Annotated in this window: 15 protein-coding genes and 1 pseudogene; 2 read left to right on the forward strand and 14 right to left on the reverse strand. The window is 47.3% G+C overall.

Annotation, left to right across the window (positions count from 1 at the left end):
- Nucleotides 1-233: 233 nt before the first annotated feature.
- The 12 genes and pseudogenes from BUB35_RS15005 to BUB35_RS15060 all read right to left on the reverse strand — a co-directional run bounded on the left by BUB35_RS15005 (nt 234) and on the right by BUB35_RS15060 (nt 12,706).
- Nucleotides 234-377: a FeoB-associated Cys-rich membrane protein gene (locus BUB35_RS15005; protein ID WP_072853066.1), complete on the reverse strand. Its 144-nt coding sequence runs from the start codon at nt 375-377 to the stop codon at nt 234-236.
- A 19-nt stretch (nt 378-396) separates the two neighbouring features.
- Entirely contained in the window at nt 397-2,832 is a 2,436-nt protein-coding gene (feoB, locus tag BUB35_RS15010; RefSeq protein ID WP_072853069.1) for a ferrous iron transport protein B, read from the reverse strand.
- Between the two features lie 73 nt (nt 2,833-2,905).
- On the reverse strand, nt 2,906-3,136 hold the full coding sequence (locus BUB35_RS15015) for a FeoA family protein (RefSeq protein WP_072853071.1): 231 nt from the start codon (nt 3,134-3,136) through the stop codon (nt 2,906-2,908).
- A 12-nt stretch (nt 3,137-3,148) separates the two neighbouring features.
- Nucleotides 3,149-3,358, reverse strand: coding sequence for a FeoA family protein (locus BUB35_RS15020; protein ID WP_193486547.1), 210 nt, complete (start codon nt 3,356-3,358; stop codon nt 3,149-3,151).
- Nucleotides 3,359-3,580: 222 nt separating this feature from the next.
- Nucleotides 3,581-3,715, reverse strand: coding sequence for a FeoB-associated Cys-rich membrane protein (locus BUB35_RS18910; RefSeq protein WP_143185472.1), 135 nt, complete (start codon nt 3,713-3,715; stop codon nt 3,581-3,583).
- 13 nt (nt 3,716-3,728) lie between these two features.
- Nucleotides 3,729-5,968: pseudogene (gene feoB, locus BUB35_RS15025) on the reverse strand (ferrous iron transport protein B).
- Nucleotides 5,969-6,248: 280 nt separating this feature from the next.
- Nucleotides 6,249-6,989 (reverse strand): ATP-binding cassette domain-containing protein, encoded by a 741-nt coding sequence (locus BUB35_RS15035; protein WP_084730730.1) that lies wholly within the window; start codon nt 6,987-6,989, stop codon nt 6,249-6,251.
- Nucleotides 6,986-8,536 (reverse strand): hypothetical protein, encoded by a 1,551-nt coding sequence (locus BUB35_RS15040; protein WP_072853075.1) that lies wholly within the window; start codon nt 8,534-8,536, stop codon nt 6,986-6,988. Before BUB35_RS15040 ends, BUB35_RS15035 begins: the two co-directional genes overlap by 4 nt.
- A complete protein-coding gene (locus tag BUB35_RS15045; RefSeq protein WP_072853077.1) occupies nt 8,506-10,014 on the reverse strand; it encodes a hypothetical protein in 1,509 nt (502 codons plus the stop codon). The genes BUB35_RS15040 and BUB35_RS15045 overlap by 31 nt, the downstream gene beginning before the upstream one ends.
- The gene (locus tag BUB35_RS15050) at nt 10,011-11,480 is read right to left on the reverse strand and encodes a hypothetical protein (RefSeq protein WP_072853079.1); all 1,470 of its coding nucleotides are present in this window, start codon (nt 11,478-11,480) and stop codon (nt 10,011-10,013) included. Before BUB35_RS15050 ends, BUB35_RS15045 begins: the two co-directional genes overlap by 4 nt.
- A 15-nt stretch (nt 11,481-11,495) precedes the next feature.
- Nucleotides 11,496-12,323 carry a hypothetical protein gene (locus tag BUB35_RS15055; RefSeq protein ID WP_072853081.1) on the reverse strand — a complete coding sequence of 276 codons (828 nt, stop codon included), beginning with the start codon at nt 12,321-12,323 and terminating at the stop codon, nt 11,496-11,498.
- The gene (locus BUB35_RS15060) at nt 12,320-12,706 is read right to left on the reverse strand and encodes a GntR family transcriptional regulator (RefSeq protein WP_159432900.1); all 387 of its coding nucleotides are present in this window, start codon (nt 12,704-12,706) and stop codon (nt 12,320-12,322) included. The genes BUB35_RS15055 and BUB35_RS15060 overlap by 4 nt, the downstream gene beginning before the upstream one ends.
- A gap of 211 nt (nt 12,707-12,917) precedes the next feature.
- Between BUB35_RS15060 and BUB35_RS15065 the strand changes: the two genes are divergently transcribed.
- Together BUB35_RS15065 and BUB35_RS15070 are read left to right on the forward strand one after the other, a co-directional pair.
- Nucleotides 12,918-13,820 carry a hypothetical protein gene (locus tag BUB35_RS15065; protein ID WP_072853083.1) on the forward strand — a complete coding sequence of 301 codons (903 nt, stop codon included), beginning with the start codon at nt 12,918-12,920 and terminating at the stop codon, nt 13,818-13,820.
- A gap of 21 nt (nt 13,821-13,841) precedes the next feature.
- Nucleotides 13,842-14,291 carry a DUF2975 domain-containing protein gene (locus tag BUB35_RS15070; protein ID WP_072853085.1) on the forward strand — a complete coding sequence of 150 codons (450 nt, stop codon included), beginning with the start codon at nt 13,842-13,844 and terminating at the stop codon, nt 14,289-14,291.
- 35 nt (nt 14,292-14,326) lie between these two features.
- On the opposite strand, the gene BUB35_RS15075 is transcribed toward BUB35_RS15070, so the two are convergent.
- Together BUB35_RS15075 and BUB35_RS15080 are read right to left on the reverse strand one after the other, a co-directional pair.
- Nucleotides 14,327-14,992, reverse strand: a complete 666-nt coding sequence (locus tag BUB35_RS15075) for a nucleotidyltransferase domain-containing protein (protein WP_072853098.1) — start codon at nt 14,990-14,992, stop codon at nt 14,327-14,329.
- Between the two features lie 280 nt (nt 14,993-15,272).
- Nucleotides 15,273-15,456 (reverse strand): transposase (locus tag BUB35_RS15080; RefSeq protein WP_200777578.1); only part of this gene is annotated, 184 nt, incomplete at its 5' end.

Below are 15,456 nucleotides of genomic sequence, written 5' to 3' on the forward strand. Positions count from 1 at the left end.
GTGCTAAACTGTTTGCCATAAAAGCATCGTCCTTTCTTATGTAAAATATTTAGGCTTGAACACCCTTATTTTACAACAAGGACGATGCTTTTTGCTTAAGCTTTAATCTCACCCGCAGAGCGGGCGGTTGTTAAAGGCTGCTTTGCAGCCTTCAGCACTAAAGTAATAAAACAAAACAGGCAGGACTTTCGTCCTGCCTGCCTTTATTGAGAAGGTGTATGCAAACTTTTTTATCAGTGATGGCAATGTCCGCCGCAGGAACTGCAGGAACCGCAGTTGCCGCTGCATCCTTTGCCTTCTTTTTTGTCTTTGCGCAGTTTATAGACTGCGGCAGCGATCACTGCCACAAGTACCGCGCCCACGAGCAATGTTCCCATATGCCGCACTCCTTTCCGTTTACGCTGTTACTTCTTCTTTTTTGGTGACTTTTCTTCTTTCTTTATAGGGACGGAACAGCAGATAAATAAATCCTACTACTACTGCCGCTGCCAGAACCGTACCGATACCGAAAGAACCTGTGCCGCTCAATACAGAACCGATCTGATATACACAGAACGCAACCAGGTAAGCAAAGATGGTCTGGTATCCAATGGCGAACCATGTCCATTTTGCGTTGTTCATTTCCCGTTTGATGGCACCAATCGCCGCGAAGCAAGGTGCGCACAGCAGGTTGAATACCAGGAAGCTGTAAGCCGCTGCCGGTGTGAAGAATGTTGCCAGTGTGCCCCAATATTCCGCACCGTTTTCCGCCACTTCCGCAAAGCCGAAGAGCTGACCGAAAGTTGCTACAACGTTTTCTTTTGCCACCAGACCTGTCACCGCTGCCACTGCGGACTGCCAGTTGCCCCAGCCCAGAGGACTGAAAATCCAAGCCACTGCAGAGCCTACATTTGCCAACAGACCGTTGCTCAGGTCATCCACCATGCCAAAGCCGTTTTCTGTGAAACCGAAGTTAGACAGGAACCAAATGACGATGGTAGACAGCAGGATGATGGTACCTGCTTTTTTGATGAAAGAGGAACCTCTTTCCCACATGCTCCGCAGTACACTGCCAACGGTAGGCAGGTGGTATGCAGGCAGCTCCATAACGAAGGGAGCGGGATCACCTGCAAACATAGTTGTTTTCTTCAGAATGATACCGGAAACGATGATTGCCGCAATGCCCACAAAGTACGCACTGGGTGCCACCCATGCCGCACCGCCGAACAATGCGCCCGCAATCAGGGCAATGATGGGCAGTTTCGCGCCGCAGGGAATGAATGTGGTTGTCATAATGGTCATTTTTCGGTCACGGTCGCTTTCAATGGTACGGGATGCCATAACACCAGGCACACCGCAGCCAGTACCGATGAGCATAGGAATGAAGGATTTGCCGCTGAGACCAAATTTACGGAAAATTCTATCCATGATGAAGGCAATACGTGCCATATAACCACAGCCTTCCAAGAATGCCAGGAAAATAAACAGTACCAGCATCTGAGGCACAAAGCCCAGAACAGCACCGACACCGGCAACGATACCATCCAGAATCAGGCTATTCATCCAGCCTGCTACGTTCAGTTTTTCCAGCGCATTGCCAACCAGAACAGGAACGCCGGGCACCCATGTACCGAAGTCCTCTGTGGCAGGTTCTTCCGCTGTGAGAGCTGCTTCATAGTCTGCCGCTGTCACAGGCAGTGTTTCTGTCACATTGCCTTCCTCGTCTGTTACTTCCAGCACAGTCTGTACGCCAGCTGTTTCTGCCAGGAATTCCACAGGGTCTGTTTCTGCCAGTTCCGCATCTACGCCAGCTTCTGTTGCCGCTGCCAAAAATGCGTCAATTTTCTGTGTTTCCAGTGTGTATGCTTCGTTTGCCGCTTCATATTCCGCTCTGCCGTTGCCAAAGAGATAGAAACCATCGCCAAACAGTCCGTCATTTGCCCAGTCTGTTGCCATAGTACCTACTGTACTAACGGAAACATAGTACACGATAAACATAACCACTGCAAAAATCGGCAGTGCCAGGAAACGGTTTGTCACCACCTGGTCGATTTTATCGGAGGTGGACATGCCGCCTTTATTCTTTTTGGTGTAACAATGCTGGATCATTTCACCGATGTACATATAACGCTCATTGGTGATGATGCTTTCGCTGTCATCATCCAGCAAATCTTCTGTTTTCTTGATGATGTTTTCCACATCCGGTGCCTTTTCCATCTGTTCCACGATTTTTTCATCACGCTCGAACAGCTTGATGGCATAGAATCGTTTCAAGGATGGAGATACATCCTCCAGTTTTGCCGCAATGTCATTGAGTGCGCCTTCCACTTCCGGTGCGAAGGTATGCTGGGGGGCGCTGCTTTCTCTTGCCGCCGCTTCCACAGCCGCTTCTGCCGCTTCTTTCACACCAGTGCCTTTCAGCGCGGAAATCTGCACCACTTTGCAGCCCAGTTCTTTGGAAAGACGTTCCACGTCGATTTTGTCGCCGTTCTTTTCCACAACATCCATCATGTTGATGGCAACCACAACGGGAATCCCCAGTTCTGTCAGCTGTGTAGTCAGATACAGGTTTCTTTCCAGATTGGTGCCGTCAATGATGTTCAAAATCCCGTCGGGTCTTTCCCCGATGAGGTAATTTCTTGCCACCACTTCTTCCAGTGTATAGGGAGAAAGGGAGTAAATGCCCGGCAAGTCCATGATGGTCACTTCTTTGTTGCCTTTGAGCTTCCCTTCTTTTTTCTCTACGGTTACCCCGGGCCAGTTCCCCACAAACTGGTTGGAGCCTGTCAATGCGTTAAACAATGTGGTCTTGCCGCAGTTGGGGTTTCCGGCAAGCGCAATCTTCATGCCCATGTTGTATCTCCTTCCTATCCGTTAGTCACACCTAACTCTCTGCCAGAAAAAATGGCTCGTTCTCACGAACCAATTATCTGACTGCAATCATTTCCGCGTCAGCCTTTCTGAGGGAAAGTTCATACCCTCTGACGGTAACCTCCACAGGATCCCCGAGAGGCGCTACTTTTCTGACAAAAATCTCTGTGCCTTTGGTGATGCCCATATCCATGATACGGCGTTTGACAGCGCCTTCGCCTGTCAGCTTCACCACAGTGACTTTTTCACCGATTTTTGCCTGCTTTAATGTCTTTGTCCCTTCCATATTGTCACTTCCTTATACCATGATGCGCGCTGCCATGGATTTGCTGATGGCTACGCGGGATTCTTTTACATTGACGATCATATTTCCGTTGATCTCCGATACCACCGTCACCTGACCGCCGATAACAAATCCCAGACTTTCCAGAAATCGTTTGGTATCATCCCGTCCGCTGATTTTTCTAATGGTTTGCATTTCTCCTGTTTTTGCCAGTGCCAAAGGCATCAGAACTCCTCCTTCCATACTTCACGTCCTTTTATATTTTCAGATGATGAGATAGATTGTTGTTAGCTTTAACTAACATTCTGCAAAGAGTTTACCATTGCTAACTAAAGTTGTCAATAGCTTTTTTCTGGTTTTTGCAAATTTATCCATTTTAAACAAATTCCTTAAATCAGGCACAAAAAAACAGACATGGTTGTTTGTACCATGTCTGTCTCTATTTTCTTATTTTCTGCTGCATTTTCCGCAGTTGCCGCAGTCGCCATGACAGGTGCCACACTTATGCTTTTTCACTGCCACAAGTGCCCCGACAATGGCTGCCGCAATCACTGCCAAAATGACAAAATCTAAAGGGTTCATAATCCCCCTCCTTTTATACAAATAAGCCCAAAAGCAGATAAACGCCAAAGGCTGCCAGCCATGCCACCACACACTGCAAAATCACAACGCCCAGTGCCAGCCAGCCGGATTCCAGTTCCCGTTTCACTGCCGCGATGGCTGCCACACAAGGGGTATACAGCAGTGTGAATACCAGAAAACTGATGGCAGAAACAGGTGTAAAAAGGGTATGGAGGGCAGGCCCCAATGCTGCTGTGGAAGTTCCCATCAATACGCCCAATGTACTGATAACGGCTTCTTTTGCTGTAAAGCCAGTGATGAGGGCTGTAGGGATACGCCAGTCGTCAAAGCCAAGAGGCGCAAACAAAGGTGCCAGCAGATGCCCAATGGCTGCCAGAATACTGTCCGCGCTGTCTGTCACCACATTCAGACGGCTGTCGAAGCTCTGGAGGAACCAGATGATGACCGTCGCCAGGAAAATGATGGTGAAAGCACGCTGTAAGAAGTCTTTCGCCTTATCCCACATCAAAAGCAATACGCTTTTTGCGGAAGGGAAACGATAGTTCGGCAATTCCATAACAAAAGGAATGGGTTTGCCGCGGAATACGGTTCTGTCAAAAATCAGCGCAACAATGATGCCGATGATGATACCTGTCAGGTACATGCCAATCATCACCAGTGCCGCATATTGCGGGAAGAAAGCCGCTGCAAAGACTGCGTAAATGGGAATCTTTGCGGAACAGCTCATAAAAGGTGTCAGCATGATGGTCATGCGGCGGTCACGTTCCGAAGAAAGGGTACGGCTTGCCATAACCGCAGGCACCGTACAGCCGAAGCCCACCAGCAAAGGCACGATACTTCTGCCGGAAAGACCAATCTTACGGAGCAGTTTATCCATAACAAAGGCAATTCTTGCCATATAGCCTGTATCTTCCAGAATAGACAGGAAGAAGAACAGCACCACGATGATAGGCAGGAAGCTAAGAACGCTGCCCACACCGGCAAAGATACCGTCGATCACCAGGCTATGTACCACAGGGTTGATGCCGTAAGCCGTCAAGCCTTTATCTACCAATGCGGTGATATCGTCAATAAGCAGGGACAGCAAATCGCTGAGGACTGCCCCAAAGACGTTGAATGTCAGGAAAAATACCAGAAACATCACCAGTATGAATATGGGGATGGCAAAATACCGATGGGTCAGAATGCTGTCGATTTTCACGCTGCGGATATGCTCTTTGCTTTCCTCGCATTTGATGACCGTATCGGCGCAAACGCTTTCGATGAAGTCATAGCGCATGCCTGCCAGCGCAGCATTTCTGTCCATGCCCGCTTCCGCTTCCATTTCGATGATACTGTGTTCCACCAGTTCCAATTCATTCTGGCTCAATTGCAGCATATCTACGATACGTGTATCGTTTTCAATGAGTTTGGAGCAGGAAAAACGCACGGACAAGCCAGCTTTTTCCGCATGGTCTTCAATCTGGTGACAAACGGAATGGATACAACGGTGGACAGGCCCCTGTTTACAGAAGTCAATGACCTTTGTGGTCCGCTTTTCCTTTGCCACACGGACTGCCGCCTGTACCAGTTCTTCGATACCTTCGTTTTTCGCAGCACTGATGGGCACAACGGGAATGCCCAGGGCTTCGGACATTTTTTCCACGTTGATGGTACCGCCGTTGTTGCGGACTTCGTCCATCATGTTCAGCGCCAGAACCATAGGAATCCGCATTTCCATGAGCTGTAATGTCAGGTACAGATTTCGTTCAATATTGGTGGCATCTACGATGTTGATGATGCCGTCAGGTTTTTCATTCAACAGGAAATCTCTTGTGACGATTTCCTCGTTTGTGTAAGGTCTGAGAGAGTAAATCCCCGGCAAGTCCACCACAGAACAGTCCGGCTGGCTTTTCATCTGCCCAACCTTCTGGTCTACGGTTACGCCGGGAAAGTTGCCCACATGCTGGTTAGAGCCTGTCAGCTGGTTGAAAAGAGTGGTTTTCCCGCAGTTCTGATTGCCTGCTAACGCAAAAATCATAGGTCAACCCCCTCTTGTGTAATTTCAATGTTTTTGGCGTCCTCCACACGCAGGGTCAAAGTATAGCCTCTGAGCCTGATTTCGATGGGGTCACCCATGGGAGCCACTTTTGTCACCGTTACTTTTGTCTTGGGAATCAGCCCCATATCCAGAAAACGGTAGCGCAGTTCCCCTTCGCCGCCCACCTTGGTGATAATGGCGGACTGTCCAATGGGTAATTGATGCAATGTCATATTTTCTACCTCGTATCTATCTTCATCTAAAAAAGTAAACCATAACTAACATCAAAAAGTATAGCATAGCCCCAAACCCATGTCAATAAAGGCGGCAGCAAATCCTAGAGAAATTATATGAAATATTTTTTCGTCACATTTATACCAAAATTTTTCAAAGGTTTTGCCATTTTTGCACCTGCCATCAAAAAGTATCCCCAAAAAGAAAAAGAGCAGAAAAAAATCCGTTTATCAGATGCTTTTTCCGCTCTCTTTTTCTCTCTTTTTATGCCTTGAAAAACTATTCTTCCTCTGCAAAGAGATCGCGATAGGCATTTTCGTCATAGCCAACGGTTTCTTTCAGCAGTACCATCAGATTTTTGCCTTCATGGTGCAGGTCGTCCATTTCCACGTCCGCCGCCAACTTTCCTTTGTGAACGACAATGGCTCTGTCAATGAATGTTTCCACAGACTCCAGTTCATGGGTGACCAGAATCAAAGTTTCTTCCCCTGTCAGACTGCCGGACAAAATCTTCATAAAATCCTGTCTTGTCAGAGCGTCTTTTCCCAGAAAAGGCTCATCCATGAAGATATATTTCGTCCGTTTGGCAAGACCTGCCGCAATCTCCAGCTTTGCTTTCTGCCCCCGTGACATATGCTTTGCCGCCTTTTCCTCCAGTTTGAAAAATGCCGTCAGCTTATCATAATAGGCTCTGTCGAACTTCGGGAAGAAATCCGCCAGAAAATCTCCATACTGTTTCGGTGTCAGATCCGGCAGGAAGGTACCTTCTTCAAAAATGCAGGCAATCTCTCCTCTTACCTGCGTCGCAGGTTTTCCATCCAGCAAAATCTGACAGCCCCTATCCTTCTGCACCAGAAGTCCCGCCATGAGCCGCAGCAGCGTGGACTTTCCGGCGCCGTTCTCCCCAAAAAGCCCCACAATCTGCCCGTCTGGAATCTGTAAATCCACATAATTCAAGACAGGATTTTTGTCTGTTTCCGCAAATCCGTATGTAAAAAAGATTTGTTTGCCTTCGATCATGTCGTTTCCCCCTCGTAAGTGATTTTTAAGTCCTGCCAATATCGTCTGTGCAGCATATAGTCCCATGTATCCGCCGCCATCACATTCCGCTTCCTGCCAGCCTCTTTTGTGGAAAAAGCACCATAAATCCCTTTCAAATCATCATTTTCATCTGTGACAATCTCTCCACGATACAGTATTTTTGTCATGGTCTCATCATATACCGTCAAAAATGTCTGCTGAGGCTGAGGCCCGCCATTAGGAAAGAATACAGCCGTTTCTGGTGTCTGAATCATCGGTTCCTCTACTGTCAGCACACTGCCTTTCCCCGGCACTGCCTGTGCCCAGGGATACCCAACTTTCAGGAACTGATGTGTCATCTGTCCTGCTGCGTCCACGGTAAAACCATAATGCTCCATGGCATTGCTGCCATAGGTATCTGATTGACCACTCCAGGAAAGAATCAGGGAAGCCCCATCTTCCCAAGCGGAAACCTCTGCCTCTACACCGGTAAAGGGTCTGGCAAAAGAAATCTCCTCTTTGTCCAGCAGATTCCCCTCGGTGTCATACAGTTCCACAATGCCCCGATTTTCCGCTCGTTTCAGCAGCAGAAGTTTATCTCCCACACGTTCCAGTGCTAACACCTGATGCCGATGGTCTACAGTGCTTTCCCCAAACACCAGACAAGGCTCTGTCACCACTTTTGTCACATAGGGATTGCCGCTGTCATAAACCTCCTGCAAGTCAAAGGCATAGATGCCCATGGTCCCACTGTCCTGTATATCCGTGGGAAATGTCAGATAAAGCCTATTCCCTATCACAGCGTCATCTGCCATCCAAAACCCATCGTGCAGCCAACTGCCTCCCTGATAATGGATATAACCGCTTTCCATCTCATCAGCAGGCATCCATTCCATGGTAATCTTACCAGAACAATTCAATGACACGGGGATACGCAGCCCTCGACAGGCATATCCTTCCACATCCCCCAGAATATTCCCTTGTTTATCCTGTGTGAACGTAGGATTTATGGTACTGCCCGGTTTCTCGCTGAAGTAGACCTCCTGCCGCATCACATACTGCCCATTCCAGAAAGTAACACTGCCAGATGTAAAATCATCTCCGTTCGTCCAGATATTATCTGGATAGGCATATTCCTTCTGTACCTGCGCTAATTCTTCTCTGGTATCCGGTTTGCCTGCTGTTGCCTGAATCTCCGTTCCTTCCAAAGGCAGTATATCTTCCCATGCATAATCATCCAGCTGGAAATACCAGTTTTCCTCTTGTAGGTCCACTTGCCATTCTTCTGGCTCCTCGTTGCGCAGATTTTCCGTATCCGGTGAAAAGTCCGTCTGCCATTCCCCCCGTTTCAGCGAAAACCCAATTTCATGGGAGAAATCATCCAGTACGCCTGTTACGGTATAAGACGCCAGCGCTGCCCGATCTCCTTCCATATCCTGCAGATACAGATTTTCCCGATACCGCATCTGCCAGATACCAGCCACCATTCCTACAGACACCAGCAAAGAACACCCAATCAATATTGGTACCACGAACCTTCTTCCCATACTGTTTCTCCTCCTTTGCCCGAAATATCCTCAACCATCAGATAACGTCTCCATCCGGTTGTCCCCCTTGAATTCTGCTCCTGAATACTTTTTCTTCCTTTTGCCGTTTCACAGGACATGAGAACTTCCAGCGCGTCCTCATCAATATCCGTTTCCAACTTTCCATGGTAAATCAGTCTGCCGGCAGGATCTTCGCTGACGTCATACACACGCAGTTCCAGAGCGTTCAAAGTATATATTTCTTCCATCTCTGCCTTTCCATCCCACAGTTCTTGGAAGGAACCGACGGTCAATACGCGGTCTTTCCCCACTACCCCATAAGTCACATCTCCCTGACTGCTTTCCGGCAGATAAACAGCTGTGATTTTGCCATCTTCCACCCAATATCCAGCGAACAAATGGACATATTGTGCATTTTCGTCGATTTCGTGACTTCCGATGACATAAATTCCTCTGCCGTCTTCCCAGTCCGTCTGCTGTATCTGCAATTCATCAACAGACGCTTCTGTCTGCTGTTTCATACAGTCCAAAAGCACGCCATCATAACTGTAAAGCTCCATGGTAAGCCCATCAGCTTCCCCGATGAATAAAAGCAGCCCTTCCTTCACATCTTCCAGCCCCAGTACCAAACGATTTTCGCTGACAGGGATTTCTGCCAATGTGGCAAAGGGTTCTGTCATTGTCTGTTCTTCTTCAGAAGTGGATGTATAATCCTCTGCCGGATCGGGACCAAAACAGTACAGCCCCATACTGCCGCTGCAATATTTGTTCGTTGTCATGGTGCCGTAAAGCATTTGCCACTCCTTGGACCATACCAGCACAGGTGCCTCCCTGATCCACAATTCACTGCTTTGGATATCTTTGTAGTCTTCACCGTTTTCCACACAGACTTCTGCCAGTGGTTTATCCGGTATATACACCAAATTCGTTGGAATCTCGTAATTCCACTGCCTGTACTTAGTACCGCCGGCGGCGCTTGCATGCATTTCCAGCTGAAACACTGCCTGTCCTTTATCAAAAACCGTCGTGGTGCCATGCAAAGTGCCATCTTCCTGATAAGCATCGCTGGGAAAATGAGTATTGCCTTTCAGCACAGTCAAATCCACTGTATCTTTGGTTTCTACCTGACTGTCTGCCGCAGGCACGAAGGTACCATAACTGCTCCAAACACTCAGCTCTCCTTCTTTCCACGCACCGACTGTTCGTTCTATGTGATATACCGTTTCCGTTCCCGTTCTCATATGAAAGCTGTTTTTTTCCAGCTTGCCGTCCTCTATGGAAAAATCCCATGTATTCTGGGAATCCTCAATTTTTCCTTTCAGGGTGAAATCTGCCAAGGCACCCTCGTCCCCCTCCAGATGCCTCAGTTCCATTTGTCCATTCCATACACTGCCACGAACAATGCCCCAAATGATACAGATCACCAGCAGACTGCCGCAGAAACAAGCCAGTGGCAAATAGATCTTCCATTTTCTCATACAGAATCACCCGCGCTCTCTGTTACAGAAAACACATCCAGTTGACGACTGCTGCTGGTGCTTTTCAGCGTCTGACGCTCCACGCTCTGTTTGTACGCTTTTGTGGTGAAATAGTTGAAGAACTCCAATGCGTCCTCATCTATGTCTGTTTCCAGCTCTCCACAATAAACTTCCTTACCGGCAGGGTCTTCCGTGATATCATAGACAGAAATCTTAAAGCCATTCATGGTATTGCCTCGAATCGGCTCTGCCTTTCCATCCCATTCATCCATTGTCCGGTTCATGACCAGCACTTTTTCTTTTCCTACTGCTGTCCATGTGCCATATCCGTTGCCATTGAGATAAACAGGCTTGATGGTACCGTTTTCCAACCAGTAACCAGTGAAGAAATGTACATAGTATTCATTTTTACCTGTTTTCTGGGAACCTTCTACAAACACACCTCTGCCATCTTTCCATTTGGTCTGCTGTATCTCAATTTCATGTACGGGTTCTTCTAACGGCATTGTATTGCTGTCCAAGAGGGTTCCGTCATAACCATACAGTTCCGCTGTCACCTTATCTGGCTCCCCGATGAACACCAGCAGTCCTTCTCCTACATCTTCCAGTCCTAATACCCAGCGACTTTCGCTGATAGGAATTTCTGCCAATGTGGCAACAGGTTCTTTTTTTACCGGATGTGTTGTGCTATTGGCATCTTTGAAAGATTCCTCCTGACGAGGTCCCAGACAATACAGTCCAATGCTCCCACTGCAATCCGCGTTTGTTCTGACTGTGGCATAAAGCATTTCCTGACTTTCAGACCATACACTCAGAACATCTATGCCACTCCACGCATAATTTCTATATGTCATAGAGCGATTCTCATTTTCAATCTGAATATGTGCCAATGGTTTTTCCGGTGTATACTGCAAATGGGTAGGGATTTCGCATGACCAACTGCGAAAAGCCTTGCCTTTCTTCTGCACCGCTTCCATGTCCATATTCAGTACAAGCTGACCTTTGTCATAAATACAGGTGGTGCCATGAAGATTTCCCTCATCGTCATAAAGCTCTGGAGAAATGTAAACATCCTCCTTCAACAGACTCAAATCCACCATATCCAGATTTTCTATTTTACTGTCTGCCGCAGGCTGAAACGTCACATCCTCATTCCACACCTGCATGGTGCCGTCTTTCCAATTTCCTATGGTTTCCCCAGAGCCATAAACAGGTTCTTCATAGGACAGGGTAAAGGATTCTTTCTGCAAAGCGCCATCCTTGATGGAAAAATTCCATCTCTGCCTCGCATCGGTGATCCCAAACTGTATATTCAAATCTGCTAATGCGCTCTGATCCCCCTTCAGATGCCGCAATTCCAACTGTCCGCTCCAAGTGTGATTCCAGACGCTTCCCCAGATACCGCCGATTACCACCAAAGAACCGCAAAGCAGTCCAAAAGGAAGATATGCCATCCATTTTTTCATCGCACTTCCTCCTTTCTATTTCGCAAGAGGTTCCCGAAAATCCGCCTGCAATCGGAAAATGAGCCAAACGCCTACAGCAAGAAGAAGGATACTTCCAGTCAGCAGAATATTGCTCATCTCCCCTGCACTGTGTCCCTGCAAATACAGCGCCAAAGGAATCATCAGCCCTGCAGCACAGATAAAAATACCTGTCAGCCCAATGGCTCTCTGCATGCTGACGGATACAATCCACACACCTGCAAAAAACAGCAGGAACAGTGCACACATCATATTTTTCCAATCCAAGCTGTAAACGATACCCAAAAACTCACTGCGCAGAAAGGCCAGAAACAGCCCATTATGCCGTGTGGCGTCAATGCCTGTCAAAATGGTACCGTCGTTCATCAGAAATTCCTGTTTTGCCGCCAGACTTACCATCCAATGCATCATAGGAAAATACATGACCACAATGACCATGAGCCACAGAGCATAGTACAGAAAAACCATTGCCAAAGACTGAAGCAAAAAGGCATTTGCCACCTGTGTACCTTTCATGGGCAATGTCAGGAAAGTATAGATGCCTTTGCTTTCCTTCTGGTATTTCCGTAGCTGCAAAAACTGCAAAAACAGCAGCGCCAAAAGTCCTATACCAAAGAAAAGCGGAATCATACTTTGGTCAATGATGAGCTCATAGGGCAAAAATCCCTTTGCCCGGTAAGGTGATGTTTCTCCTGCCATTCCCGCGTACCCCCGATAAACGGCAGTGATGACCCCTGCCAGAATGGAAAAGACATAAACTGCCCATCCTCCTTTTTTCATGTTCCACTGAAATACATATCCGCTGAGCAATGCTGTTTGTTTCATACATTTTCCCCTCTTTCCTGCCATGCTTCCTCTACCATTTTCATCACTTCTGCCAGCGTCAGACGGTTTTCCTTGGCTTCTGCCACAAATTGCCGCACCAGATCTCCCGTCATCTCCTGCCGGATTCTGCCCAATGTTTCTTCGTCATAAAAAACCGTGCTGGCTGCGTTTTTCGGTGTCTGTATGAGCCCTTCTTCCTCCATGAGCCGAAAAGCTTTCTGGGCAGTGTTTGGATTGATGCAAAGCTGCGCCGCCAGTTCCCTTCTGGAAGGCAGGCTTTCTCCCACAGCCGCTTCCCCCAGAAAAATTGCCCGTTTCAAATGCCGCACAATCTGCACATAGACCGGCTCCATATCATGCAGCTGCAGATCAGAAAAATTCACCACCGTCTGTCACCTCCTTTCAAGTGTACTATGCTTATCATACACTTCTTAACTGTATGATAGCAATCATACACTTTTCTGTCAACAAATTTTAGAAAATTCAAAAAAAAGAAAGACTTTCGTCATATTTTATTTATAATGATTGTATATACTGATAATATAAAATAAAGACAATTGTTATTTTGTGATAGATTCCAAAGGAGGAATACATATGAAACGACTGACATCTTCTCTGGTTGTCTGCATGCTGATGCTGGGCACCGCTGCCTGCACTGCCAATACAGAAACCGAAGAACCCCCACAAACACAGGAAATGACCGCCGAACAGCAGGCACAAGCCGTTGACGACATGACAGCGCCTGTAGACTCTCTGGTGCGGTGCATGTTGGAAAACGGTATGGAATATGACCCCCAGAACCCTGAATTTTTCTGGACATCCCTTGCGTATTTCGCAGGACAGTATGGCAGTGAACATCAGCTGGCAGAAGTGACCGATGATTCCATCACACTGCCCAGCAAAGCCGTTCAGGAATTGGCTATTGCCCTTTTTGCAGACTATGACGACCTGCTGGAACTGCCCGACAGCCTTTCCGGTCGTGTGACTTATGATGAAAGCACAGATGCCTACACCTTTGGCAGAGGCGACATCGGTCTGGCAGAAACCAAACTGACATTCAAAGGCGAAGAAGACGGCGTTGTGACTGTACAGGCAGATCTGGTTTCCCTTATGGAAGATCAGGACATCATCGGTTCTTGGACTGTTACCATGACCAATAACACATACGCTGACGGCATCTCTGATCCTATGTACCTTTACAGCGTTGCCAGCGTAACACCTATTGAAACCACAGAAAACGAAGGTGACAGCCAGACTTCCGGCACCACATCTTCCGAAACGGCTTCCAATGAAATCACAGTCAATGCCGTTTACAACGGTCTTTCCGATGGACATACAGCAGAAATGACACTGCCCGACGGCACTGTCAACGCTTACCAGTTCACAGACAGCAATGTGGCATCCAAACTGCAGGAATATAACGTAGGCGACGCCATCACATTCACCTACACACAGGAAAGCAAAGACGCGGCTATGGTCATCACCAATGTGGAATAATCACAGGAAAGAAGGGAGAACATGGGCAATCTGAGAAATCGGCTTTTGAAAATCCTGCTGATTCTGCTGGCACTGGGCGCCGCCCTATTCGGCGGATGTATCCTGTATCTTGCCATCACAGACCCCATAAAACAGCCTTACCGACAGTATTTCTATCCCATACTCCTTGCCATCTACCTCTCCGCCGTTCCCTTTTTCACAGGACTGTTTTATGGCTATCGTTTCTTATGCCAGTCAGACAGTACTGCACAGGAAACAGGCGCAGTGGTACAGACATTACGGAAAATCAAAATTTGCGCCATCACTTATGGCATCCTCTTTCTGCTGGTCATCCCCTTCTGGATTGGTCTGGCAGAAGCCGATGATGCCCCCGGCGCTATGTTCTTTGGGCTTTTGCCCATTTGCTGGGCAGTTCTGTCTTACTTCTGGTCATACAGATACAAAAACAGACTGCTACAAAATAACGCATAAAAAAGCTGGAATCCGCATAAAGGATTCCAGTTTTTTTATTTTTCTTCTTTGATGAGCCGCCCTGTCCAGCAAAGCAACAGGCGACTGCCCTGTTCAAACAATTCTCTGGAAATTTCATTTTGCCCTTTCAGCTCTTTTGCCATAGACAAAATTTCTTTTTCCATACCTTCTGCCAACTGCTCCAAGTCCGTTCTTTTCTTCCCATAAACGCCTTTTTGCAGATAAACCACCGCCTGCACCACAAAAAGGGCGCCTTTATAAAAGGCTTTCAGCATCTCCCCATCTTTTTCATGGAGGAAATTGTGGACACAGCCATGGTACAAGTCACAAGCGCCTTTATGAACTGCCCGCTGGATGTCTGCTTTTGTGATTTCGTTCCAAAGGTCATCCAGACTGCCCCGCAAAGGTGTTGTATCCTGTATGAACTGGAACAAATCGGCTTTATCCCAATGCATCAATTCTTCCCAGCCGCCTACGAAACCACAGAGCTTCTCCCGCATGGGCAAAGCAGACACAGCTTCATCATAAGCCTGCAAATCTTCCAGTTGTAATCCATCCAGCAAAAGCACCACGTCTATGTCGCTTTCCGCTGTGGCTTCCCCTCTGCCGTAACTGCCCTGTATCCCCAGAAAACATATCCGCTCTCCGAAAATACCATCTACACAGGCTGTCCAGTCTGCCAGCCATTTTTCCAAGTCCATGTCCACTCCTCCTTTTCCAAAGTCAAAAAATGGATTCCCAAGCAGTCTCCCCTTAAGAAACCATCTCTTTTCTTTCATTTCTTAAGGGGAACTGCGATGGCTGTCTTCAGAAGAAAAATTTCAATTGAAATCTTAATCAAAACCACCCGTTGAACGGGTGGTTTGATCAGACCCTATAAGGGTCTATCTCTTGTGGTAGCCCCCTAAAGGGGGCATTGAATAGTCTGGCAACCACACTTTTAACTCTGGCTGCCCCCTACTCGGGGGCACTTTTTATGCCTTATTTCACCGGCTCACCCGTGAACGGGTCTGTAAATTCCTTTAAACTTATTTGATCATTCATAATATCATCTTCCAGCTGATTTTTGATGTATTCTTTTATTGCCGTTTCATATCTGCCTACTGTATCTACAAAATATCCTCTACACCAAAAATGTCGATTTCCATACTTGTACTTTAAGTTT

The sequence above is a fragment of the Anaerotignum lactatifermentans DSM 14214 genome (assembly GCF_900142265.1).
Taxonomy (GTDB): Bacteria; Bacillota; Clostridia; order Lachnospirales; family Anaerotignaceae; genus Anaerotignum; species Anaerotignum lactatifermentans.